The organism is Mycobacterium attenuatum, assembly GCF_900566085.1.
Classification (GTDB): Bacteria; Actinomycetota; Actinomycetes; order Mycobacteriales; family Mycobacteriaceae; genus Mycobacterium; species Mycobacterium attenuatum.
Genome location: NZ_UPHT01000170.1, coordinates 30,775 through 53,930, shown reverse-complemented (window position 1 = coordinate 53,930; position 23,156 = coordinate 30,775). Strand labels below are relative to the sequence as shown.

Annotated in this window: 22 protein-coding genes and 1 tRNA gene; 8 read left to right on the top strand and 15 right to left on the bottom strand. The window is 66.2% G+C overall.

What is annotated here, in order from left to right; translation table 11 throughout:
• Positions 1 to 62 precede the first annotated feature (62 nt).
• The 7 genes from EET13_RS26980 to EET13_RS26950 form a co-directional block, all read right to left on the bottom strand.
• Entirely contained in the window at positions 63 to 1,754 is a 1,692-nt protein-coding gene (locus tag EET13_RS26980) for a selenocysteine-specific translation elongation factor (protein WP_122445113.1), read from the bottom strand.
• Complete coding sequence (selA, locus tag EET13_RS26975; RefSeq protein ID WP_122445112.1) at positions 1,742 to 3,022, bottom strand: L-seryl-tRNA(Sec) selenium transferase; 1,281 nt, start codon at positions 3,020 to 3,022, stop codon at positions 1,742 to 1,744. The genes EET13_RS26980 and selA overlap by 13 nt, the downstream gene beginning before the upstream one ends.
• Positions 3,023 to 3,040: 18 nt before the next feature.
• Positions 3,041 to 3,135, bottom strand: a tRNA-Sec gene (locus tag EET13_RS26970).
• A gap of 43 nt (positions 3,136 to 3,178) precedes the next feature.
• Positions 3,179 to 3,895, bottom strand: a complete 717-nt coding sequence (locus EET13_RS26965) for a nitroreductase family protein (RefSeq protein ID WP_122445111.1) — start codon at positions 3,893 to 3,895, stop codon at positions 3,179 to 3,181.
• 278 nt (positions 3,896 to 4,173) lie between these two features.
• A complete protein-coding gene (locus tag EET13_RS26960) occupies positions 4,174 to 5,397 on the bottom strand; it encodes a RelA/SpoT domain-containing protein (RefSeq protein ID WP_122445110.1) in 1,224 nt (407 codons plus the stop codon).
• Positions 5,398 to 5,425: 28 nt separating this feature from the next.
• Positions 5,426 to 6,367, bottom strand: a complete 942-nt coding sequence (locus EET13_RS26955) for a hypothetical protein (protein ID WP_136623266.1) — start codon at positions 6,365 to 6,367, stop codon at positions 5,426 to 5,428.
• 17 nt (positions 6,368 to 6,384) lie between these two features.
• Complete coding sequence (locus EET13_RS26950) at positions 6,385 to 7,248, bottom strand: S-4TM family putative pore-forming effector (RefSeq protein WP_122445108.1); 864 nt, start codon at positions 7,246 to 7,248, stop codon at positions 6,385 to 6,387.
• A gap of 147 nt (positions 7,249 to 7,395) precedes the next feature.
• Here EET13_RS26950 and selD point away from each other — a divergent pair, with 147 nt between their 5' ends.
• A complete protein-coding gene (selD, locus tag EET13_RS26945) occupies positions 7,396 to 8,388 on the top strand; it encodes a selenide, water dikinase SelD (RefSeq protein WP_122445134.1) in 993 nt (330 codons plus the stop codon).
• A 99-nt stretch (positions 8,389 to 8,487) separates the two neighbouring features.
• On the opposite strand, the gene EET13_RS26940 is transcribed toward selD, so the two are convergent.
• Positions 8,488 to 9,384, bottom strand: a complete 897-nt coding sequence (locus tag EET13_RS26940) for a metal-dependent hydrolase (RefSeq protein ID WP_122445107.1) — start codon at positions 9,382 to 9,384, stop codon at positions 8,488 to 8,490.
• A gap of 530 nt (positions 9,385 to 9,914) precedes the next feature.
• Positions 9,915 to 10,214: a GlsB/YeaQ/YmgE family stress response membrane protein gene (locus EET13_RS26935; RefSeq protein ID WP_122445106.1), complete on the bottom strand. Its 300-nt coding sequence runs from the start codon at positions 10,212 to 10,214 to the stop codon at positions 9,915 to 9,917.
• Between the two features lie 163 nt (positions 10,215 to 10,377).
• Between EET13_RS26935 and EET13_RS26930 the strand changes: the two genes are divergently transcribed.
• From EET13_RS26930 to EET13_RS26905, 6 genes are all read left to right on the top strand, one after another.
• Entirely contained in the window at positions 10,378 to 11,364 is a 987-nt protein-coding gene (locus EET13_RS26930; RefSeq protein ID WP_122445105.1) for an LLM class F420-dependent oxidoreductase, read from the top strand.
• Between the two features lie 98 nt (positions 11,365 to 11,462).
• Positions 11,463 to 12,398: an SRPBCC family protein gene (locus tag EET13_RS26925; RefSeq protein WP_122445104.1), complete on the top strand. Its 936-nt coding sequence runs from the start codon at positions 11,463 to 11,465 to the stop codon at positions 12,396 to 12,398.
• Positions 12,395 to 13,564: a zinc-dependent alcohol dehydrogenase gene (locus EET13_RS26920; RefSeq protein ID WP_122445103.1), complete on the top strand. Its 1,170-nt coding sequence runs from the start codon at positions 12,395 to 12,397 to the stop codon at positions 13,562 to 13,564. The genes EET13_RS26925 and EET13_RS26920 overlap by 4 nt, the downstream gene beginning before the upstream one ends.
• 11 nt (positions 13,565 to 13,575) lie before the next feature.
• Positions 13,576 to 14,127 (top strand): type 1 glutamine amidotransferase domain-containing protein, encoded by a 552-nt coding sequence (locus EET13_RS26915; protein WP_122445102.1) that lies wholly within the window; start codon positions 13,576 to 13,578, stop codon positions 14,125 to 14,127.
• A gap of 100 nt (positions 14,128 to 14,227) precedes the next feature.
• Positions 14,228 to 14,920 carry a HemK2/MTQ2 family protein methyltransferase gene (locus EET13_RS26910; protein ID WP_122445101.1) on the top strand — a complete coding sequence of 231 codons (693 nt, stop codon included), beginning with the start codon at positions 14,228 to 14,230 and terminating at the stop codon, positions 14,918 to 14,920.
• Entirely contained in the window at positions 14,917 to 15,183 is a 267-nt protein-coding gene (locus EET13_RS26905) for a CDGSH iron-sulfur domain-containing protein (RefSeq protein ID WP_122445100.1), read from the top strand. Before EET13_RS26910 ends, EET13_RS26905 begins: the two co-directional genes overlap by 4 nt.
• Positions 15,184 to 15,700: 517 nt before the next feature.
• Here EET13_RS26905 and EET13_RS26895 read toward each other — a convergent pair.
• On the bottom strand, positions 15,701 to 16,741 hold the full coding sequence (locus EET13_RS26895) for an iron-containing redox enzyme family protein (RefSeq protein WP_244604133.1): 1,041 nt from the start codon (positions 16,739 to 16,741) through the stop codon (positions 15,701 to 15,703).
• A 698-nt stretch (positions 16,742 to 17,439) separates the two neighbouring features.
• Here EET13_RS26895 and EET13_RS26890 point away from each other — a divergent pair.
• On the top strand, positions 17,440 to 18,486 hold the full coding sequence (locus EET13_RS26890) for a lysophospholipid acyltransferase family protein (RefSeq protein WP_425294053.1): 1,047 nt from the start codon (positions 17,440 to 17,442) through the stop codon (positions 18,484 to 18,486).
• 24 nt (positions 18,487 to 18,510) lie between these two features.
• On the opposite strand, the gene EET13_RS26885 is transcribed toward EET13_RS26890, so the two are convergent.
• The 5 genes from EET13_RS26885 to EET13_RS26865 are packed head-to-tail and all read right to left on the bottom strand — an operon-like array spanning position 18,511 to position 23,038.
• Positions 18,511 to 20,715, bottom strand: a complete 2,205-nt coding sequence (locus EET13_RS26885; protein ID WP_122445098.1) for a SpoIIE family protein phosphatase — start codon at positions 20,713 to 20,715, stop codon at positions 18,511 to 18,513.
• The gene (locus EET13_RS26880; protein WP_122445097.1) at positions 20,712 to 21,338 is read right to left on the bottom strand and encodes a SpoIIE family protein phosphatase; all 627 of its coding nucleotides are present in this window, start codon (positions 21,336 to 21,338) and stop codon (positions 20,712 to 20,714) included. The genes EET13_RS26885 and EET13_RS26880 overlap by 4 nt, the downstream gene beginning before the upstream one ends.
• Positions 21,328 to 21,741: an anti-sigma regulatory factor gene (locus EET13_RS26875; RefSeq protein ID WP_122445096.1), complete on the bottom strand. Its 414-nt coding sequence runs from the start codon at positions 21,739 to 21,741 to the stop codon at positions 21,328 to 21,330. The genes EET13_RS26880 and EET13_RS26875 overlap by 11 nt, the downstream gene beginning before the upstream one ends.
• On the bottom strand, positions 21,731 to 22,120 hold the full coding sequence (locus tag EET13_RS26870; RefSeq protein ID WP_122445095.1) for an STAS domain-containing protein: 390 nt from the start codon (positions 22,118 to 22,120) through the stop codon (positions 21,731 to 21,733). Before EET13_RS26870 ends, EET13_RS26875 begins: the two co-directional genes overlap by 11 nt.
• Before the next feature lie 30 nt (positions 22,121 to 22,150).
• Positions 22,151 to 23,038, bottom strand: a complete 888-nt coding sequence (locus EET13_RS26865) for an STAS domain-containing protein (protein WP_122445094.1) — start codon at positions 23,036 to 23,038, stop codon at positions 22,151 to 22,153.
• Between the last annotated feature and the right edge of the window lie 118 nt (positions 23,039 to 23,156).

Here is a 23,156-nt window from a genome sequence, read left to right as displayed (position 1 = left end):
CAAAGCCCTGCCTCGCGGACCAACCGCTTTGGTCCCGCGCCCTACCCGGCGCGGCGCGCTCGTCAGCCACGCGCGGCGACAAACGTCCGGGTGCCGTCACCGGCGCGCCGTGTAATCCTTTGTGCATCAAGATGTTCCAGTAGCGGTACGGCGACCCGGCGGGTGGTGCCCAAAGCGCTTTTCGCTTGGCTTACCGTGAACGGCTGGGGCAGCGCCGCCAGGATCGCGGCCGCCCGGGCAAATGCGTCCGGACCAAGGACGACACCGTCGGCAACCCTGGTGAACCGGCCCGCGCGCACCGCTGCGGCGAGTTCCCTTGCACCCAAGCGCAACTCGGCCAATTCGTCGGCCTCTGGCGCCCGGAATGGCTCGGTGGTCAGCCACTCCTCCACCGTGCGCACCGCCTTGTCGACGCGCGGGGGCAGGCCCGCGCCGGGCGACCGGACCAGGCCGTCGGCCACTTCCAGGCCGGTGCCATCGAGCAGCTCGGACACCAGTTGGGCGGCCGGCAGCCCCACCCGCTGGCGCAGCGCTTCCAGCGGCATGCCCGCCGCGATGTCATGGTCACTCGCCCAGCGCCGCACCGTCGTGATCGCAAGCTCGCGCCGGCCGGCCCACCATTGCGCATCCACCACCCAATCGCCCACGCGGCAGCCGGTGGGTGGCAGCCCCATCGCGCGCAATTGCGCCGCGGGTGCGCAGTCAGGCGGACGCACCCGGCCGGTCGCCAGCTCCTCGCCCCGGGCTCGCGCCGCCCCGCGCCGGCGCAGCCCGGGCGGCCGCACATCGAGCACCTCGATCCCGGCCGCGATCCGGTGTTCCCCGGGGTCGCGCAGCAACCCCACATCGCCGACCCGCAACGGCAACTGCCCGGCCAGCCGCAACCGCGCCCCGGCCGTCCCGAGCGGGCGCACCTGTACCGGCACCGCCGCCGACCCGATGTGCAGCACCAGCTGGCGGTGCAGCGGGCCCGCCGACCGCAGGGCCACGTCGATCTCCGCGGTATCCAGCCAGGCCCCCGGCGTCCGAACGGTGTCGCCGCGGACCAGCTGCCGGCGGTCCACCCCCCGCAGGTTCAGCGCCACCCGCGCCACCGCGGCGACTTCGCCGACGTCGCGGCCCAGTGACTGGAGACCACGGACGGTGACGCGCCGTCCGGCGTGCTCGAGTTCGTCGCCCACCCGGATGGTGCCGGCACTCAGCGTCCCGGTGACGACGGTGCCCGCGCCGCGCATGGTGAAGCACCGGTCGACCCACAGCCGCACGTCGCCGTCGCGGTCCGGCGGCGGCAGCCGTTGCACCAGTGTCAGGAGTCCGCCGCGGACTTGATCCAGGTCGGTGCCGAGTACGACCGGCGCGCCGGCCAACCGCTGGCGCACCTGTGCGATGGCGGGAGCCGGGTCCGCCAGATCTGCCTTGCTGATGACGACGAGCATATGGCCAACCCGCAGCGCCTCCACCGCCGCCAGATGCTCGTCGGACTGCGGCATCCAACCCTCGGTGGCGGCCACCACGAACATCACGGCCGGAACCGGGCCGACGCCGGCCAGCATGGTGGGAACGAACCGTTCATGGCCGGGCACGTCGACGAACGCCAGCCGGTGTCCGTCGACCTCGGTCCAGGCGAAGCCGAGGTCGATGGTCAGGCCGCGGCGTTGCTCTTCGGCCAATCGGTCCGGCCACATCCCGGTGAGCCGATGGATCAGCGTCGACTTTCCGTGGTCGACGTGTCCCGCGGTGGCTATGACGAACATGCCAGCACCGCCGCCGCCAGCAGCTCGTCCTCCTCCGGTGCCACCGTGCGCAGATCCAAGAGGCATCGGCCGCGCTCCACCCGGCCGACCACCGGCGGGCTGCCGGTGCGCAGCTTTACGGAGTACGGCTCGGGCAGGCTCAGCCCCGCGCTGGGCAGTCGCACCTCCGGAGCGCCGCCCCCACCGACGGCCGCCACGCAATCCACCGCTTCGGCTCCGGGCAGCCGCGCGGCGAGGCGTTCCGCTCGCCCGCGCAACTGCGCCACGTCGGCGTCCAGCGCCTGCGCCACTGGGGGTGGCGGACCGGCCACGGTCGCTTCCAACGCGGCCAGGGTGAGCTTGTCCACCCGCAGGGCTCTGGCCGCCGGGTGCCGGCGTAGCCGCTCGATCAGCTCGGCATCGCCCAACAGCAGGCCGGCCTGCGGGCCGCCGAGCAGCTTGTCGCCACTGGCGGTGACCAGATTGGCGCCGTCGCGCAGGGTGGTCGTCGCATCCGGCTCGTTGGGCAGCACCGGATGCGGCGCCAGCAACCCGGAGCCGATGTCGACCACCAGCGGCGGGTCCAGCTGCGCCAGCTCCGCGACGCTGACCGCTGAGGTGAACCCGGTGACGCAGAAGTTGGACGGATGCACCTTGAGCACAAACCCGGTGTCCGGCCCGATCGCCTCGGCGTAGTCGCGCAGGCTGGTGCGGTTGGTGGTGCCGACCTCGCGCAGCCGCGCGCCGGTGGACGCCAGCAGCTCGGGAATGCGGAATCCGTCGCCGATTTCGATCAGCTCGCCGCGGCTGAGCACGATCTCCCTGCCTCCAGCCAGGGTGAGTGCCGTCAGCAGCAGCGCGGCGGCGTTGTTGTTGACCACATGCACCGCGCCGGCGGCCGGCACCGCCCGAGCCAGCGCGCCCAGCGCGCCCCGGCCGCGGCGCGCACGACGACCAGTTGCCAGGTCGAATTCGACGTCGGTGGTGCCGCTGGCGGTGACCATCGCATCCACCGCGGCTTGCGACAACGGTGCCCGGCCCAGGTTGGTGTGCACGACGACGCCGGTGGCGTTGATGACCGGTCGCAGGCTCGCCGCGGTCGCCGGAAGTGCGGCGACGGCTTGGTCGGCCACCTGTTCCGGTTCGACCTCGCCGGCTCGAGCCCGCTGCTGGACTTGCGCGACAACGGATTTCACCAGGGCGCGGCCCAGCAGGCGCTGCGCGTCGGCCAGCCGGGGATCGGCGAGCAGCGCGTCGGTGCGGGGGACACGTCGTCTCGGGTCGCTCATGTCTGGGCCCAGGGGAGGTGGCGGAGGCGGACGGGAATCGAACCCGCCAGCGGCAGCATCTGTCGCTCGACGGTTTTGAAGACCGCGCCGGTCACCAGACCGGAGACGCCTCCCTGGGCCATGGCGACATTGTGACAGCCGCCTGGCCGCGGCCGGCTATGCGTCACCGGCGTCTTGCGGCGGGCAGGCTTGGTCGCGCTCCCCGATCGCGATAGTAAGGGCAGCTCCATACCAATCCGGCGGCAGTCCCAGCAGGTCCACAACGGCCGCGTCGGCATAGCCGCCGACAACGCAGGAATGCAGCGACAACTCGCGCGCCTTTTCGCGCAGCATCTGGGCTAGCTCACCCGCTTCTATCGTTGCGAAGCGAAGGCCCCGGTGACCGTACTTATCAGTGACCCGCCGAAAATCGAGAACCAATACGGCAAGAGTTCCGCACGGCCATGCCCATTTCTCGATCAGCACATTCGTGACGGCTTCGGCGTCGACCACATCGATCAGCAACAACCGCAGCCGGTCGGTGTGGGCGTACCAGATCTCGGCCCGGCCACGGGCGGGGCGGATCAGATAGGTGTGCACCGGATACAACCCACCGGCCGATCCGTAACCCATTCCCGACGGTCCCCGGCTGATCGGGGTGGCCAGGGCAGCCAACCGCGTGTCGTCAAGTCCCAACGGGGCGAAGCTGCGTACGGATCCCAGGGCCGACGCGGTGCCCGGCGGGGGAATTGTCAGCCCGCGTCCGTCGCGGGGTTGATAGTCGAACCGGCTCGGGCCGAGTCCGACCGCGTAGCCACCGGCTCGGGCCGCCGAATCAATCGTCCAGTCGCCGAGCCGCCAGTCCCGGACATACTTGGCGGGTTCGATCGACACGTCGGCGCTGGCCGGTCAGCGAGCGGCCGAAGCGCAGCCGCCGCAGCCGCCGCAACCACCGCAGCCGCATCCGCCGCAACTGCCCGCGGCCAGCGCTGATGAAGCAGCCGGAAACTCCGGCGCACCGAGGTGATCTGCCCAGGTCGTGATACGAACCGTCGTGTAGTCGATCGAGGCGTACGGCGCCTCCGAGACTCGATCCACAGCCCAAAAACCTACTACAGCGGTACCGTCCGAGCCACCACGATGCCGGGTGCACCCGAGCGCGACGTCGGTGTTCACCGGGCAGCCCGGGGCGGTTGGGGCGCGGATTGCTCCTCCTCCGGATGCGCCAGCCGATGCACGGTGTAGATCCGCCGCCACAAGCGCGGGTACATGGTGTCTATCGACGGCAGCCCCGGGGACTCCAGCAGGCGAACGATGGAGAACACGAGCAGCGGGCGGTTGAACGGCGGGTCCTCCCTAGCGCGCTTGGAGGCGTCGACGAGCATCTGCAGCCAGGTCTTCCAGCGCTCGCGACGCTCCTCGATTGTCCAGAACACCTTGTCCAGCGCACCCCAGGTTGTCAGTTCGGTACGCCGGCACACCTCCAGGCAGATATCCGTCTCGTCGCCGACGACGACGAGATCTTGCCACTCGGACTTCTGAAAGCCCGCGGCCAAGCCGAGTTCCGCGAATTCCGTCAGAATCCCGCGGTACGACGGGTTTCCGGTGCAGTACCACAAGAGGAATTCATCGATCTTTACCTTGGCCCGAGAGTTCTCGTTGTCAAACTTCTTTTTCAACTTCCTGCGGGCTTTTTCGATTGACATGCTCAGATCTTTCAGATGATCGTCGAGCAGTTTCGAAGTTGACGCCAGGCGCTGAAGTTTTCGATGGACATCGTTGGGAATGCCTTCGCTGGCCTTGTAGAACCCGGCATGCGAGACGCGGCTCCAGGCTTCTTCCATCACGGTGTGGATCTGCAGTTCCAGCCTGAAATCCGCGACCGCGCACAGATGTTCGGCATCTGGCTCCGGTAATTCTCCGCAAAATCGCCGCACATCGTCATGGCCCAGCGGGATCGTGTAATAGATACCGGAATACCCCCGGCTACGCCCCGCGCCCGCATCGTGGTCGATGGCAAAGCGCTTTTGCCGCCGGAGCAAGCTGCCGAGCGCGGTGGTGACGGGGCGGATTTCCTCACTGTGTATGACCACTATCCGGCAGCCGATGAGATCCGGTAGGTCCTCAAGTCGCTTGTGGCGCTCCGCGATCCGCGCACGACATGAGTCCCACGACTTGACTCGGGAATATACGACGGGGAACCCCGGCTTGTAGTCGGCGTTGAATTGCGGCCTGGCGACCTGGCCGCTGCGGGCTTGGCGGAAATAATCTTCGATCGCGCTTTCCACTTTGTCTTGAATGACGTCTTGGGCGGCCAGCAGCGAAGGCCAGATGTCTTTGTACTTTGCCCCTTCGTTGAGCTCCGACTGCTGAAGTCGACCATCCTTCTCGGCCAAGGCTGCCTCCCCTGTTGGTGCATTACCGTTAGATCATCGGATGGGGTCTGAAAATCGCCTCACGAGCGTTCCCGAACATCGCGCTCTCGAGTTCGCTACTGACGTATCTGCCCCGTGTCGTCGAGTCTTCGACCCGCGCGAAGCAAAGGGGTCCAAGCTCCCCGGTCAGCCGCAGATCCGCGACGACACGGCAGTCGAAAACCTCCTGCGCGGTGGCCGGCGCGTTCCACGCGATGTGAGCCTTTAGACGCAGCTCCCGGTAGGTCGCAATGGCCGATCGACTTTCGATCCGCGACCAATAAACCGCCCGGTCCGCCACGGTGCGGATCTCCATGTCCTCCAGATGCGGCGGGTCGTCCTGGCTGCCGCCCGCCAAGTGGTGCCGCACCCAAGGCCGAGGCTGCAGGATCTCCAGAACACTCAATTCGCGGGCACGCTGCCACGGCACGTCGCTGCAATCACGGACGGTCATCGCCAGCTTCGGTGTCGCGTCAACTTGCAGCACGGCGCAGAAGATGTACTGCAGCGCGGGATCCATCCATGCCGTGACCTCCGCCGACCTCGGGGCGAACGGCAACCGCGCTTCCGGCAGCTTTGTGCCCATATCGCGGTCGTGGAACCGCCGGATGAACAGCAACGATCCGATCAATTCGCGGCGGGCATGCGTCAGGGCTTGGCCGGGCGTGCGATGCACCGCAGATCCCGTCGTCGTCTTGTAGGCCGCGGCCGGATCGTCGCGGTGGATCAGGCGTGCGGTGGCGCGCTCGACCCCCTCGCTGACCGCGCGATCCACCACCTGCTGATTGGTGGTGACGTCGCTGGCATACCCCAGGGCCGTCTCGCTTCGCCCGCGCTCATCGACCACCGAGCACCGCGCGATCGCGGTGTACCAGGCGCCGTCGGGCGGATCTGACGGCGCGAACCGAACGGATTCGACCTCGTAGGCAGCCCGCCTGACGCCGTCACTCACTTGTGACTCATATGTGCTCATGTGGGCCGGCGCCGCTTCTTTCGGCGGTCCCACCACCTGACGATCTGGTAGATGGCGTCGGGCACGATAACGCGACCTTTCCGCACGGCGTGGATGCGCTCCTGAAAGATCGCGAGGGATTCCGTCCAACTGTCGCTCGGGGGATTATCCGGAGGAAGGTATGCCTGGATCTCGCGGTTGATCTCGGTCCGTTCCCGGGCGTGGGTGAAAGAGCTGATGCTGACCCGGCCGATCTGTGTGACGACGGCGACTACCGCGACGGTACCGAGCGTGATGGTGCTGGAGCGGAAGACTTCGCCGCGTTCGACCGCCAGATAGCCGACGGCTACCGCAAGGCAGACCAGGCCAACGGAGCCCGCCCACAACAGCCGGGTAAGCCGCCCGAATTCCAGCGATTCCAGTTGCGCTGCCCGGATCTGATTCAATCTGTCATCCGGTGGTGCCTGGTTCTGAAAAAACCAGGTTCGGGTATCTTGCCTGCGATTGTCCGATCGCCCGCGCTGGCTTTCGATAAAGTCCTGCTGCCAGCGAGTCACGTCGTCATCATCGACGGAAGTCGGATACGGCTTATGTATGTCGTAAACGTAGTATTCGAATTCGTTGCGTAGCTTGCGGCCGCGTTCTCGCCATGCGGTGCGTTTGCGCAACAGTAGCCCGACGGCGACGACGAGGATGTACTGCAGTGCGGTTTTCAGCCAGGAGTCGGTGAAGACACCCTGGATGATCGGTGCGAGGATGGCCGCCAATACCGCGGCTATGTCCCAGTGCGAGCTGCGGCGGTCGCAGTACAGCGAAGCCTGAAGGAACTTTTGCGCATAGGGCTCGGTCTGGCGGTGTTGGACATGTTCGGCGCTGGTCACAGAGCCTCCTCCCCGGGCTCAGGCGATCAGGTGCGATGTTGATCTGGTTACCCAGTTTGCACGCGCGGGGCGTTGCTTAGTAAGTGCCGCCCCTGCGATGCCGGGCAGGGCGGCCAGGGGAGTGGCAGGTAGAGCACGATGGACACCATGTCCTACCGACTGACCCAGTACGCGCACGGCGGTGGCTGTGCGTGCAAGATACCGCCCGGCGAGCTGGAGGACGTGGTGGGCCGATTGGGGGCCGCCGCGCCGCAGGAGCCGGCCGGCGAGCTGCTGGTCGGGCTGGACAGCGGTGACGACGCGGCCGTCGTGCTGATCGAGGGCGGCGCGGCGCTGATCGCGACGACCGACTTTTTCACCCCGGTGGTCGACGACCCCTACGACTGGGGCCGAATCGCCGCCACCAACGCACTGTCCGACGTGTATGCGATGGGCGGGCGGCCGGTGGTCGCGGTCAATCTGTTGGGTTGGCCACGCGATGTGTTGCCCTTCGAGCTGGCCGCCGAGACGTTGCGCGGCGGGCTGGCCGCGTGCTCGCTGGCCGGCTGTCATCTGGCCGGTGGGCACAGCGTCGACGACCCCGAACCAAAATACGGGCTGGCGGTTACCGGCACCGCCGATCCAAATAGGTTGCTGCGCAACGATTCCGGCAAACCGGGCACCCCGCTGTCGCTGACCAAGCCGCTCGGGATCGGAGTGCTGAACAGCCGGCACAAGGCCACCGGCGAGCGGTTCGCGGAGGCTGTCGAGGTGATGACCACGCTCAACGCCGATGCGGCAGCAGCTGCGCTGGCAGCCGGCGTCGAATGCGCCACGGATATAACCGGTTTCGGGTTGCTAGGCCACCTGCACAAGTTGGCCAGGGCCAGCGGCGTCACTGCGGTGATCAACGCGTCGGCGGTGCCGTATCTGGACGGGGCACGGGAGGCGCTGGCCGCCGGCTACGTCAGCGGGGGGACCCGGCGCAACCTCGAGTGGGTGGCCCCGCACGCCGACCTGTCGGCGGTGAACGACCAGGAGGCGCTACTGCTGGCCGACGCGCAGACCTCCGGCGGACTGTTGATCGCCGGCCAGATCCCGGGCGCCCCAGTGATCGGCGAACTGGTGCCGCGCCAGGAGCACACGATCGTGGTGCGCTGAGCCGCTCGGCAGGGTTTGGGAACCTCGCCGGCACCCGGCTGCCCGAGGCCTTCGCGCCGGCGCCGGCTCGCACTCGCCACGACGTTATTTAACGTGATGTTACTTAATGTGGTCGAGAAGTAGTCCATGTGGACCAAAATAATCGTCTCGCCATTTTTCCAAGATCTCGCTGTGGTCGACATCGTCAGGGTGAAATCCAAGCTGGAAATAGGCGCGAACCTTTGGCATGATCCCCTTGAATACGGGAACTCGCGGCAGGAAAATTATGCTACGTACGGTGTTGATTGGGTGACGCCAGGCCCATGGGTCCGTCGCGATCGAGGCGAGCAGCAGCAAAAAAGGCAACCACAAGAAAGCCAGCATGCAAGCCATTGAAAGAATTCGCATTCGTTCCGTACCGCCGACGTATCGGTAAACGTCGAATGCAACGGCCTTATGTTCCATCTCTTCAATTGCATGCCAGTTCAGCATTGCCCGCACTTCAGGGTCGGTCAGCTGTTCTTGCAGCCAAGGAGTGGTCAACGCCTGCTCGCCCAGGACTGCAGTAAAATGCTCTACGGCCGCTGTATTTGCTAGCGCCAGCTTTGCAATCGTGTCCGGAATGCGGTACAGATTGTCCTTCATCCGCTTGACGAATCTGGCTCCTAGGGCATCGAGCAGCCTCGTCACCCAGTATCCCATCCGTACCAACTCAATGTTCAAATTACGATGCTGTATCCCGTGGGTCATTTCTTGCCCGATAAAGCCAGCAACTTGATTCTTCAACACCCGATCGGAGACTCGATCCGAGTAACGGCGCACCGCAAGAATAAAGGATGCCTCTCCCGATGGAAAGCCGCCAGACAGTAGCGCGACGAGGTGGCTCATCGCAATATCTCCAGCCACGAAATGCCGCTTGGACGGAGTTGAGTGATCAAAAGAAAATACAATGCGGCGAGTTGTCACCGCACGATTCACAGAGGATTCCGGCCGGCTGTAGACGTTCCTGGTCCCCACGTTTGTCAACCTGTCTTTCTGACGTGGCGAATCGTTGTCGCGTCTGCTCGATCAGGGGCCTCGATAGGGCGAGCGGTGGAGTGATATCGAGTGTCGGTGTCGGCCACTGGCTGACCTGGTGGCGCCTGAGCGGCTGCGGCGTTAACGTCCGCGCCGGGCAGCGGCTCGCCGTCGCGTACGTCCGTCGGCCAAGCTGCGGTGTTCCGGCCCCCTGTGCCCGGGCTGCCAGGTACGTTTCGCGCACCCCGGGGCAAGCAAGTCTTACCAAGCATGTGCTGGACGGCTTTTTCCCTCAGCACTGATTCGAAGACCCAAATGGCGGAAAGCGCCGGCTCCCGCGTGGTGGCACCGCAACTCCGTTTCCAAGCTCGCCGCCCGGCCTGAGCGGTTAAATCACTGCCGCCCAGGGAAATACGCAGGGCGGGCCACAAGAACCTTAAGAGATCATAATTGGACGAGCGCGGCGATCCCTATCCTCCAGCCGTGCGACAGCTTGTCCCCCAATCGAAGGACACCACCGCGCCGACCTACTACAGGCCCGCGCGCGGACCCGTACGAGCCGATGTGCTGCGCCGGCCCGTGATCCCGAGGTAGGCGGCAATGAGCAGTACCGCGATGACGATCCCGACCAGGAACGGGATGATCTCGAAGCCGCCGTTCTGGTTCGAGTATCCGAGCCGGTAGGCAATCCAGGTGCCCAGGAACGAGCCGACGGCTCCCAACACCACGGTCATGATGACACCGATGTTTTGCTTGCCTGGCATGACGAGCCGGGCGAGCGCGCCCACGATGAGGCCAACCACGATGGCCCCGATGATTGTTCCGATCATTATCCGCTCCTCTTGCGGTTGGGGCGGGCAGTTGCCGCCGCTGGGATGGGTCTACCCGTTCGTCGGCAGCGGTAAGCCGGCGCATGCGTAACGCCATGGCGAATCGGGGCGCGACTTGTCGCAGCGGCGTTACGCCGGCGCACAGCCGGGTACCCCGATTGGTATGGCGAATTTCGGCTATACGTTGATGACGGAACAAAGCGGACCGAAAGAGCTTGTACGGCACGCTCTTTCGGCCGAACAGCGGGGCTTCGACTTTCTAGTCTGCAGCGATCATTTCTCACCCTGGCTGACGTCGCAAGGACACGCGCCCAATGCCTGGGCGGTATTGGGCGCGGTGGCGCATGCCACCGAACGGGTCGACTTGTACTCCTACGTGACCTGTCCGACCATGCGGTATCACCCCGCGATCGTCGCGCAGCAGGCCGCCACCGTGCAGATCCTGTCCGATGGGCGGTTCACGCTCGGACTTGGCAGCGGCGAGAATCTCAACGAGCACGTCGTCGGCCGGGGCTGGCCGGCGGCCGAGCGTCGCCAGGACATGTTGCGTGAGGCAGTCAAGATCATCCGCGAACTGTTCGGCGGCCGGCTGGTCAACTGGCGTGGCGACTATTTCCAGGTCGATTCCGCGCGGCTGTGGGACCTGCCCGATATTCCGGTCGGTATCGGGGTGGCGGTCGGGGGACCGAAGGCCGTCGACAATTTCGCCAAGCTTGCCGACCACCTGATCGCGGTGGAGCCCGACGGCGACCTGGTCGACTCGTGGCACGCGGCACGTCAGGTTGCCAACGGCACCGGCCCCGGACGGGTGGTCGGGCAGATACCGGTGTGCTGGGATCCCAACCGCGATGCCGCCGTCGAACGCGCCCATGATCAGTTCCGCTGGTTCGGCGGTGGCTGGGCGGTCAACGCGGACCTGCCGACGCCGGCCGGCTTCGCCGCCGCCACCCAGTTCGTACGTCCCGACGACGTCGCCGAAAACATTGCCTGCGGCCCGGACCTGGATGCCATCGTCGAATCGGTGCGGCCGTATTGGGAAGCCGGCTTCACCGATATCGCCGTCGTGCAGATCGGCGGGCAGCACCAAGATGTCTTCCTCAAGGAGGCCGCCGAACCGCTGCTTCACAAGCTGCGGACGGCCGCCCCCTAGCAACACGTTTGGCCCATCGCCACCGGGGTATTCGCCGGCATCCACCCCGCCCCGAAATGCCCGGTCTGGCCCGGTCTGGCAAGGCAAGGAGTTTGACAATGAATGACGCTTCGGCGAGCGCAACGGCAACTTTGGCGCGCGGTCTTGCGGGAGCCAGCCTAGGTCTCGGACTCGCCGAAGTGCTGGCGCCTGGAAAAGTGGCGAAGCTTGCCGGTGTTGGCGACACCGACCGGTCGCGTTCGGTCATCCGCGCCATGGGTATTCGCGAATGCGGCCACGCGGCAGCGTTATTGCTCGGCTCACCGAAACTGGTGTGGACCAGGGTCGCCGGGGACGCGCTGGACATCGCGCTGCTCGGGGCGGGTGTTCTCGGCCGTGGCCGGGAGGGACGGGCGCGCGGCGCCGTAGCCGCCGTCGCGCTGACCGGAATCGCCGGGGCCGACCTGTACGCCGCGGTGCGCGCCGCCCGCGACGGAGGTCACCGGCATGGCAACGGCAGCAAGCATCGGTCGCTGAGAGCCGCGGTGACGGTGCGCCGTTCGCCGGAGGACGTGTATCGGTTCTGGCGTGACCTGGAGAACCTGCCCAGCTTCATGCACCACCTACGATCGGTCACCGCGGGCGGCGACGGGCGGTCGCGTTGGGCCGCAAACGCACCGGTAGGCCAGCCCGTGCAGTGGGATGCACAGCTTGTCGAAGACGTGCCCAACAAACGGATCGCCTGGCAATCCGTGCGCGATTCCGGGGTCAGCCACGGGGGCAGCGTCGAATTCAACCCGACCGCCACCGGCGACGGTACCGAGGTCCGGGTGACGATCGGGTACCACATACCGGGCGGTGTGCTCGGGAAATCGGTTGCGACGCTGTTGGGCGAGTCGCCGGAACAGCAGGTCAACGACGACCTGCGCCGATTCAAGCAGATCCTGGAAACGGGGCAGATCCTGTATTCCGATGGGTCACCGGAAGGAACTTCGGCATTTCGCCAGATGCATCAGCAGAGCGCGCAGCCGGTGGGCAAAGGAGCGGACCGATGAAGGCTACCGTCTGGGCTGGACGCAATAGCGTTGAGGTGCAATCTGTTCCAGATCCTGCGATCCGCAACGACCGCGACGCCATTGTGCGGGTCACCGCCACCGCGATCTGCGGTTCGGACCTGCACATCTATGACGGCTACATCCCCACCGTCAAGCATGGTGACGTGCTTGGGCACGAATTCATGGGTGAGGTGGTTGAAGTCGGAAAAGCCGTGTCCAACTTGGCGGTTGGCGATCGCGTGGTGGTTCCGTTCCCGATCGCGTGCGGGGCGTGCGCTGCGTGCGAGCGCGATCTCTACTCCCTGTGTGAGAACTCCAACCCCAACGCCGGTATGGCAGAGAAGCTGCTAGGGCATTCACCCGCAGGGCTTTTCGGATATTCACACATGCTGGGCGGGTTTGCCGGCGGTCAGGCCGAATACGCCCGGGTGCCATTCGCCGACGTGGGACCGCTGAAAGTCGAAGACGATCTGACCGACGACCAGGTGTTGTTCTTGTCGGACATCCTTCCCACCGGCTACATGGGTGCCGAGATGTGCGGCATCGTCCCCGGCGACATTGTCGCGGTGTGGGGTGCCGGTCCGGTGGGCCTGTTCGCGGTGGCCAGCGCCTACCTGTTCGGTGCATCCAAAGTAATTGCCATTGACCGGATTCCGCATCGGTTGGAGCTGGCGGGCCGGCTTGGTGCGACACCGCTCAACTTCGCCGAGACTTCGGTGCTGGAGGAGCTGCGGGACATCACCGCCGGACGTGGACCCGACCACTGCATCGACGCGGCCGGTATGGAAGCTCGCAACGGTTCTAAAGTGGTGGACGCCTACGACCGCGTTAAGCAGGCTGCACGGTTGGAAACCGAACGGCCGCATGCACTTCGGGAAGCGGTGCTCAGTTGCCGCAACGGCGGCACCGTCTCGGTCATCGGGGTGTACGGCGGCGTCATGGACAAGTTCCCCATCGGCGCGGTTATGAACCGTTCGCTGACCATCAAGACCGGCCAGTGTCACGTGCAACGCTACATGCGGCCGCTTTTGGATCGCATCCGCGGCGGGGAGATCGATCCGACGGTGATCATCAGCCACCATCTGAAGCTCGATCAGGCGCCGCACGGCTACGAGATCTTCAAGCACAAGCAAGACGGCTGCACCAAAGTCGTCTTGAACCCATAAGGAGCACGCCGATGTCGAACGAGTTGCAAGGCAAGAGGATTGCCATCTTGGCTGCCGACGGTGTGGAAAAGGCCGAACTGGAGCAGCCGCGCGCCGCACTCCTACAAGCCGGGGCTCAGGTGGAGGTGGTGTCGCTTCGAAGCGGCGAAATCCAGGCGCGCGAACACGATCTCGATCCGGCCGGCAGGTTCGCGGTGGACCGCGCGGTCGCGGATGCGTCGGTAGGTGAGTTCGACGGCTTGGTGTTGCCCGGTGGCACGGTGAACCCCGACAAGCTACGTTCCGACAGCGCTGCGGTGTCTTTCGTCCGTGACTTCGTGGAGTCCGGAAAACCGGTTGCGGCAATCTGTCATGGACCATGGACCCTGGTCGAGGCAGGTGTGGTGAAAGGCCGAACGCTCACCTCCTATCGCAGCATTCGCACCGACTTGCGTAATGCGGGCGCCAACGTCGTGGACGAAGAGGTGGTTGTGGACGGCAATTTGATCACCAGTCGCTCACCGTCGGACCTTCCGACATTCTGCTCGACGATCGTCAACCAATTCGCGCAGGCCGCGGGATAGCAAATTGCGCCGATGGTACCGAGGTGGTTTCAAACAGCGCTGTGCGGGCATTAGTACTATCACGCCGTGATCGCCACGGCGGTGCCTCGAAAGGCCTACCTTGACGACCACCTTCCCTGCCCCGGATGGCGCACTGGTCGCCGACATGGTGTACCAGCCCCAATTCGATTCCCGCTTGCTCGTGGACACCATGGCGCGGACCGGTGTGATACCGCAACGCAGGGTGCTCGACTTGTGTACCGGCAGCGGCTTCGTCGCGATCGCCGCCGCTGAGCTGGGCTGTGCTAGCGTCACGGCCTTCGATATCTGTCCGAATGCGGTGCGCTGTTCCCGCGACAACGTTGCTGACGCCGGAGTGGACGTCGACGTTCGGCAGGGGTCGTGGACCCGCGCCTTCACCTGCGCGCCGTTCGAGGTGATCGTGTCCAATCCGCCGTATGTCCCCGCACCCCCCGTTGACGACTCCGACGCGATTTCGCCTGCGGCCGGTCCGTCGTGGGCCTGGAACGCCGGTCCCGATGGGCGTCTGGTGCTCGATCCGTTGTGCGGGTCAGCGGCAAAGCTGTTGTGCGACGGGGGATCCCTGTTGCTGGTGCAGTCAGCCCTGGCGGGTGTTCAGCGGTCCCTGGACGGTCTGCGTTCTACCGGCTTGGACGCGGAAGTCATTGCCTCGCAATGGATTCCATTCGGACCGGTATTGTCGGCGCGGGCGGCGTGGCTGGAGGAGACCGGCCGGGTGCGCCGCGGCTGTCGGGATGAGGAACTTGTGGTGATCCGGGCGGACAAGTCATGACGACCACCCGGGTTCAGGTCGTGCCCAACGGGCCGGTACTGGTGTCGGGTCCAGTGCGCATCGAGACACCCGGGGGCGGCGTCGTGGAATCGGACCGCTTCATGGTGGCCATCTGCACCTGCCGCCGCAGCAAGGAATACCCCCTGTGCGACACCAGCCATCGCAGATGCCGGCCCCCGCGGGCGCAGCGGTCTCAGGGGCAGGCTCGACGGGGTCAATCTGCGTCGGCAGGCGCCGGTTCTTCAGGTGGTGGGGGGACTTAACGCCCGCCGTTTTCCCAGCGTCCCCAGCCTTACGCGGTTGGCCCGCGCGAGCGGAATCTGCAGCTGCGGTAGCGATCCGGTGGTCCGCGACGTTGTGCCTTTGCTTGAGGAGGACCGTGGGCCTGACGAGGACTGAGCTTGGCGCAAACGTCGCGAGCAACCCGGTTACACCACTACACGGGTTTGGGGTGAGACTCGATTCAGACCCAGGAAGCATGTTGGACCGGCATTGACCTCATCGACACTGCGGCGAAGAGCGCATCTCCTGTAGCCACAGGCAACAACCCTATGCCCGGCGCCGTCGCCACGGGGGCCCCACACCACCACCGAACCACTGCCCCGACAAACCGCCATGATGCCCAAACGACGCCGCACCCGCACCCAAGACAAGGCGTACCGGATAGCCGTCGAACGCCACAAAACCACCAGGCGCGCACCGCGCGACCCCCGACCGCACCACCCAAGCCGGTCCCGCCCCACCCGACGACGACCCCCCCTTTTTTTAAGCGGGGAGAATCTAGACCTCGTCCAAGGGCCGGCGCAGCGATGTCTCGCCCGCCTGCCATGACCGCATCAGGCAGTCGGCCAGCCGGGTTTCGAGGAACTCGAACGCTCGCATCCCGAAGACGATGTCCTGGTCGAGGTGCGGTTCGCGGGCGACGAGGTCGCACACCACGTCGATGCGCACGACCTGTTCGTGTACCGCGTCCGCCTCCACGTGTTCGCGGTAGAAGGCGGCACATGCCTCGGGGGCGTCCATCCGTCGCAGCGCCTCGACCATCCGCCGGGAACCCGGTGGCGAGGTGATCTCCGTGGCCGCGAAGTGCCCGATCGCGGCGCCGCGTAACCGCCGGTGCAACCCGAACAACGACATGATGTTGACCACTGCCAGTGATTCCGCGGGAACCACGCCGAGGTAGCCCAAGTAGGACGAATCCAGCTGGGCCGCCTCCAGCAGGTCGGCGAACAGTTGCTGGTGTACCCGCGGGCCATTGCCGGCGCCGTATTCGTCGAACTCGACGGCGACGAATGCCGCCTTGGCCTGACCGGTCAGACGCGGAATTGCCCACGCATGAGGATCACCTTCTTTGAGGTGATATAGCGACCGGTGCGCAAAGTATTCACGCATCTGCTGCCACGTGCCGGTGTCTCGCAGGTAATACGACGGCCCGGTGCCGTCGACGGGTTCAATCGAGAGCTTGTCCATTTCGCCCACCGCCGTGTCGTGCGGCTCAATGGCGCCCACATCACGGTGCACACCCGTCAGAAATGCCCGCTCGAGTTCGGCACGTAGATGCAGCAGGGCGGGATTCCACTCCCACGTCGGGTCCACTCCGAAAAAGCCGCGGTAATGCAGCTCATAGCACGTATACAAGGCCAGCTGCAGATCCAGGCCGTAGGGATCGACATCTCCCACCGACGCGCCGATACGGGTGAACGGGTCGCGGGGCGCCGGTCCGGTCAGCGCGCGGCGTACGGCGATCGACAGTGGCCCGTGCCCGGCCGGCAAAGACGGCTCGGCGGCATGCTCGACGGGCTGCAAGGCTGTGCGGGTCACGCCCTTGAATACCCCGGATCCGGCAACTCAACCTGTCGGCACCGGGTCCCGACCCAATGGCGCGGCGTTGTCAACCGAGCTGATTACCGTCCAGGGACAGGCGGAAGTAATGACGGTAGTCGAGTCGGTGCAGGTCATCCCCGTGGCTTCGCTGTGGCACGGCGACCCCGGCGCTGCGCTGTTCCAGCGCGAAGCGGTCGCCCCAGGCCCTGTACAGTCAGCCGGTTTCGGCACCGCAGAGGTGCCGCCGCCTTGACAGGCGACGTCGCCGTTGCCGTCAGCATCGACGCTCATGATGTGAGAAGGCGTTCCCAGAGGTGACCGGAACCGGTAACCGGGGCCGGCATCAGCGGGCGCCGCCGAGACGATCGTCGCTGCGGCCGCCGCCGCGGCGGCCGCGCTCTGCATGCGATATCTGATCTTCACCTCGGGCACTGTCTGGTCGCTAGCTCGCCCGAATTTTGACGGCCCGGACAGATTAGCCGGGATGCCGCCAGATGAATTGTGTTCTGGCAGACCGTGATCTCACCGAGATCACCGTAGAAATGTTTTTGTTCATGCCCACGTCTTCTATTGCCGATGCGCAAGGACTAAACTCCTTGCATGCGCTGCGGGGGCGGCGCCTATCGGGATCAAAAAGAAGCCTCAGTTTCGAGTTCATTCCAGACACCGAGCGTGTCGGGGGGTTGGTCATGCCTGTGAGGGCCAATGTTATTGAATTACAAAGGAATCGGGACCGTCTGGCGGCGCGGCAAAAGGCTGGCCGACAAACGGCCGGGCGGCCCACCTCGGCGCCGCCCACTTCCAGGATCACCGACCGGCAGGTCGCCGCGGTCGTCCGAGACCTCGATCGCCACCGCGCCCTCGTAGCCGGGGCACCGCCGCAAGCCCGGCCACCGGCCAACGAGCTTGCCGAACGCGTCAGCGCCGTTGCCCGATTCCTGCGTAAACGGCTGACCGGGGACTACCCGGTCGACGAGTTCGGCTTCGACCCCCACTTCACCGACGCCCTGGTACGGCCGTTGCTGCGGTTTTTCTCGCGGTCGTGGTTTCGGGTCGAGGTCAGCGGGATCGAGAATCTGCCCGACGAGGGCGCCGCACTGGTGGTGTCCAACCACGGCGGAGTGTTGCCCGTCGACGCGCTGATGATCTCGGCAGCGGTGCACGAGCACCATCCCGCGCACCGAAACCTGCGAGCGCTGGCCGCTGACTTGTGCTTCGACCTGCCGGTCATCGGGGAGGTTGCCCGCAAGGCCGGCCACACGCTGGCCTGCCCGACCGACGCCCATCGTTTGCTGGCGGCCGGCGAGATTGCCGCGGTGTTCCCCGAGGGCTACAAGGGCTTGGGCAAGTGCTTCCGGGATCGCTACAAGCTGCGGCGGTTCGGTCGCGGAGGCTTTGTGTCGGCCGCGGTGCACGCCAAAGCCCCGATCATCCCGTGCGCGGTGGTGGGCTCGGAGGAGATCTATCCGATGCTGGGTGATGTCAAGCCGCTGGCCAGGCTGCTGGGCCTGCCGTACTTCCCGATCACCCCGTTGTTCCCGTGGGCCGGCCCGGCCGGCCTGATACCGCTGCCGTCGAAGTGGCACATCGCTTTCGGCCGGCCGATCGGCACCGCCGACTACGATCGCGCCGACGCCGACGACCCCAACGTCACATTCGAATTGACCGACCACGTACGGGAGACGATCCAGCAGATGTTGTACGGCCTATTGATCCGCCGCCGCAACATCTTCTTCGGCTGAGGCCTCGGCCGTCTTAAATTCGGGCTAACCAGACAGCCGAAACGTCACCTCGATCGCGGTTCCGCCCGGGCTGTTGTCGATTTCCACCGCGTCGCCGATGGCGTTGATCAGCATCAGGCCCCGGCCGCCGTTGCTCGGCTCGGGCGCCGGTGTCTTCCACGATCCGGAGTCGACGACGCGCGCATGGACCGCTCCGTCGACGGCTCTCACGTCGACCAGCATGGTCCCGACGCGGTGCCCACGGTATGCGTGCTCGATGCAGTTGGTGCATGCCTCACTGATCACCAGCACGATGTCGCCGGCCCGTTCGGCGGGGACATCGGCGGCTCGCAGCCACCAGGCCAGCTGGCGCCGGATGCCGGCCAATTGCTCTGGGGTGGCTCTGGTCTCGATGCGAAGCGGCCCATGTGGATGCCGGTATGCCACCATCGCGACGTCGTCGTCGTATCCGGCCGCTGGCGCCAGCCGGCCCAGTACGGCATCGGCGACGGCGTCGATGGGCAACGTCATCGACTGGGACAGCACGTCGGCAACGCGTCCCAGGCCTTCGTCGATCGATTCGTGTTTGCGCTCGACCAAACCGTCGGTGAACAGCATCAGCGTCGAGCCGGGCAGCAATTCCTGAGACGCCTCCGGGCGGGGCTGGGTGCGGCGGACCGCCAGCGGCACCGACCGGGCATCGGTGAGCAAGGTGGTCCCGCGGCCGGGCTCGGCAAGCACCGCAGGCATATGCCCGGCGTTGCTGTAGTCCAGGATTCCGGACTTGGTGTCCAGGATGGCCAGAAAGACCGTGGTGCAGTAGGCGTCCGGAATGAGCGAGGCGGCCGCGTCGAGTTGTTCGAGCAACAACGCGGGTTGCGCGCCGGTGAGTAACAGCGCGCGCGCCGAGCTGCGCAGCTGACCCATGATCGCCGCGGCCGGCAAGCCGCGCCCTACGCAGTCGCCGACGACAATGCCGATGCGGTGGTCGCCGAGGGCCAGCACGTCGTACCAGTCGCCACCGATCTCCAAGGGCGGCACCGCGGGTTCGTAGCGGACGGCGAAACCCGGCGGCGGCTTCACCGGCGGCAGCATGGCCCGCTGCAGGGTCAGCGACGTCTCACGCGCGCTCTCGAACTGCCGGACATGCTGAATGGCCAGGCTCAAGTGACCGATGAGTACCGTGACCAGCAGCCGGTCCTCGGCGGTCACCCAGCGCGGCACCCGCAGCTCCAGCCACAACGCGACGTCGGCGGCACCCGACAGCACCGCGACCAGCCCCCGGGCCTTGCCCGCAGAATCCGGCCACTCGATCGTTCGCGCCGTCAGCGGCAGTTGCTGGCGTGCCTCCGACAACGTCTGGCGCAGCAGCGGATCCATCCTCCGCCACGACGTCTCGGACGGCTCCCCGGCAACCTGGACGGTCGGTTCGCCGTCGCCGGGCGGCCACATGACCGCAACCACGCGTTGCACGTCGACGGCTGTCCGGCATTCGTCGAGGGTGATCGACAGCACCTCGGCCATGCTCTTGGCCACGCTGACCGACGTGGCCAGCCGCAGCACCGCGCTTTCCCGGGCGGCAAAAGCTCGCTCGGCGGTGATGTCGCGAACCGTGCCCACGTACACGTCGCGATCCGCGACGGCGCCCCGAACCGCGTTGATACTCACCGTGACCCAGACCAGATGGCCGTCGCGGTGCCGGATCGGTGTCTCGTACTCGGCAAAGCCGTCCCGGCGAACCCGCTGCTGTTGCTGGGCGGCACTCTTCTTGTCGAGCAGCCACGGATGCGGCCAGCGGTACGGCAAGCCCTCCGGGGGATAACCGATGATCTCGGCGAACGCGCTGTTCATCTCGATCACCGCGCCGTCGTGGTCGGCGACGAAGAAGCCTTCCTGCAACGAGTTCACCAGGGCGTTGCGGAAGGTGTCGCGGTGGGCCAGATCCTCGGCCCGGGCCCGCTCCTGTTCGTAACGCCTGGTGCCGTCGAGGAATCCGCGGGTGGCCACGTCGAGGGCGGCCAGGGTCTGCAGCAGGAACTCCAGGGCGATCGGCCGCCCCGGCGCAGCGTCCTCCGAGAGCTCCTCGAGCAGCCGGAAATGGTTCTCGATGATGTCGAGCATGCTGATGCGTTCCGCCAAGGCCCGGCGTCCCAGCTCGTGGCCGAAGGCCAGGCTGTCCTCGTCACGCTTGTCCAGGTAGGTACGCAACGCGACGAAATAGCGGGCATGGAAATCGTCGGTGTAGGTCATGTCGAGATGCCCCGGTGACGCGCGGCCAGCACCATCGCGTCGTCAGTGTCCTTGGCGTGCTTGACCAGTATCTGCTCGGCGATGGCAGTGGCGGAAGCGGCGAAGTCGATGTGGTCCAGGTGATCGTCGGTGATGCCGTCGGTGGCGATGACCAGAAGGTCGCCGGCACGGATCGGCACCACTTTGGCCGGGGTGACCTCCGGTATCCGGTAGCCGACGATGCCGGCGGTCAGCCGCACGCTGGAACTGATCCGGACCCCGCTGATCGCCTTGGCAGCCAGGTTGGCGGCGACGTTTCCCACTCCCGTCCAGCACAGCCCCCCGGCGGAGAAGTCGATTCTGGCCAGCGTCATCGCCACCCCCCGGGTGCCGGAAAGCATGCGGTGGCAGAGCTGGACCAGCACCTCGAGGCGTTCGTCGCATGCATCCTTGAGCACGTCGACCGCGATATGCGCCGCACGGGCTGCCTCCGGGCCGTGCCCTAGCCCATCCAGGACACCGAACAGCGCGGCGTCGTGGTCGATCTGGATCGCGATCGGCAGGTCACCGCAGCTGTGCTCGCCCGGCCGTGGGCGGCCCGCGACCGCCCACTCGATCGGCCCGAACCGGCCGTTATCGCGCACGGGGCGGAACCCATTTCCACATCTCGACGGTAGTTCCGCGGCCAACTGCCGACTCCACGATCAGCCGGTCCATCAGCCGGCGCGCGCCCGGCAAGCCCATCCCCAGCCCGCGGCCGGTGGAGTAGCCGTCCTCCATCGCTCGATCGACATCCGCGATCCCGGGGCCCTCGTCTTCGGCACGCACCACCAGGGCCTTGCGGCCCTCGCGGTCGGCCACCGCGACCCGGACTTCGCCCCGGCCGGCGTAGCTGGTGATGTTGCGGGCGATTTCGGAGATCGCGGTGGCGATCATGGTGACGTCGGTCAGCGAGAACCCCAGCTCGCTGGCGAGCTGATGCCCGGCGTGGCGAGCGGCGACGATGTCGTCGGGGTGGTCGACCTCGACGACGATGTCATCCGTCACTGTCGGGCCCGATCATCGGCATTTCCAGGCCCAGCTTGCGGTTCAGCAGCGCCAGGCCCTCTTCCAGGTCCAGCGCGGTGTGCATATCGTCGAAGGCCAGCCCCAGCTGGACCATCGCGAAGGCCACCTCCGGGCGCAGGCCCACGATCACCGTCTCCGCGCCGCGCAGCCGAATCATCCGGGCGATCGTCTGCAGGGACCGCGCAGCGAACGAATCCAGCACCTCGACGGCGGTGACGTCGACAATGATGCCCTGGGAGCGGAATTCGGTGACGCGGTCCATCAGCCGTTGGCGGAAGAGTTCGGTTTCGGAGTCGGTGAGCGCGGAGCGGACCGTCGCAATGAGAATCGGTCCAAGTTTGAGAATCGGTACGGGCACGGGCTGCCTTTTGATGAGTGTCTACCCGGTCTAGTCGCCGGTGCGGGTGACTTCGTAGCCCAGCAACCGCTCGGCTTCCTCGATGCCGCCCTGCAGATCGCCGACGGCGTTCATCTTCGATAGGTCCAGCCCGATAGTGACCAGCGTCAAAGCGATTTCGGAGGACAGGCCGGTGATGATCACACTCGCGCCCATCAAACCGGAGGCGTCCACCGTTTGCACCAGGTGGTTGGCCACCGTCGAGTCGATGGTGGGCACCCCAGTGATGTCGATGACCACGACCTTGGCCCGGTTAGCCCGGATGGCTCGCAGCAGCTGCTCGGTGACCTGGCGGGCACGCTGGCTGTCCAGCACACCGATGATCGGCAGAATGAGCAGCTGCTCGCGCACCTGCAGAACCGGCGTCGACAGCTCGCGGATGGCTTCCTGCTGCTGGCGAATGATGCGCTCGCGTTCCTGCACGAAGCTGACCGCCACGGTGTTGGCGATCCGGTTGGCCGCCGGTTCGTAGGCGTCGAGCACTTGGTTGAGCATCTCGAAGTCGGTTTGATACTTCTCGAACAGCGACCGGGCGAGCACGTCGCGCAGCAACAGCACGATCCCGACGACCTCGTCGGTCTCCACGCCCCGGGGAATGATGCGCTCCGACAGGTCGCGCGCGTAGTCCTGCAGCGCCTCGACGCTGCCCGTCTCGAGCACCTCGACGTAGTTGTCGTAGACGGCGGTTGCCTCGGAGAAGATCTCCTCCGGTGTCATCGCGGTGAGCAGCTCTGCCTCGGTGATCCTCCGCGCCCACTCCTCCCGCAACCCGGTCCGGTTCTGCCGCAGATGCTGGACCAGCTGTGGCAGCAGAGCGTCGCTGGAGAGGCTGACGGTCTGCGAGACGGCGTTGGTGAGCTCCACCGGCAAGTCTGACATCTGGCCTCCCCAAGTGCCGTGTCGCGCCCCGAGGGGCGCTGCTCATATGGCGAGACTAGCCTGGGACGCACCCGTCTGACGCGTCAAGGTCTTCTTCTTCTCGCAGTTCGGGCTGCGC

What these genes read in the sequence shown, in the direction of transcription:
- EET13_RS26980 (WP_122445113.1), bottom strand. Translation starts at nt 1,754, where the DNA reads ATGTTCGTCATAGCCACCGCGGGACACGTCGACCACGGAAAGTCGACG.
- selA (WP_122445112.1), bottom strand. Translation starts at nt 3,022, where the DNA reads ATGAGCGACCCGAGACGACGTGTCCCCCGCACCGACGCGCTGCTCGCC.
- selD (WP_122445134.1), top strand. Translation starts at nt 7,396, where the DNA reads ATGTCCTACCGACTGACCCAGTACGCGCACGGCGGTGGCTGTGCGTGC.
- EET13_RS26935 (WP_122445106.1), bottom strand. Translation starts at nt 10,214, where the DNA reads ATGATCGGAACAATCATCGGGGCCATCGTGGTTGGCCTCATCGTGGGC.
- EET13_RS26930 (WP_122445105.1), top strand. Translation starts at nt 10,378, where the DNA reads ATGGCGAATTTCGGCTATACGTTGATGACGGAACAAAGCGGACCGAAA.
- EET13_RS26925 (WP_122445104.1), top strand. Translation starts at nt 11,463, where the DNA reads ATGAATGACGCTTCGGCGAGCGCAACGGCAACTTTGGCGCGCGGTCTT.
- EET13_RS26920 (WP_122445103.1), top strand. Translation starts at nt 12,395, where the DNA reads ATGAAGGCTACCGTCTGGGCTGGACGCAATAGCGTTGAGGTGCAATCT.
- EET13_RS26915 (WP_122445102.1), top strand. Translation starts at nt 13,576, where the DNA reads ATGTCGAACGAGTTGCAAGGCAAGAGGATTGCCATCTTGGCTGCCGAC.
- EET13_RS26905 (WP_122445100.1), top strand. Translation starts at nt 14,917, where the DNA reads ATGACGACCACCCGGGTTCAGGTCGTGCCCAACGGGCCGGTACTGGTG.
- EET13_RS26885 (WP_122445098.1), bottom strand. Translation starts at nt 20,715, where the DNA reads ATGACCTACACCGACGATTTCCATGCCCGCTATTTCGTCGCGTTGCGT.
- EET13_RS26865 (WP_122445094.1), bottom strand. Translation starts at nt 23,038, where the DNA reads ATGTCAGACTTGCCGGTGGAGCTCACCAACGCCGTCTCGCAGACCGTC.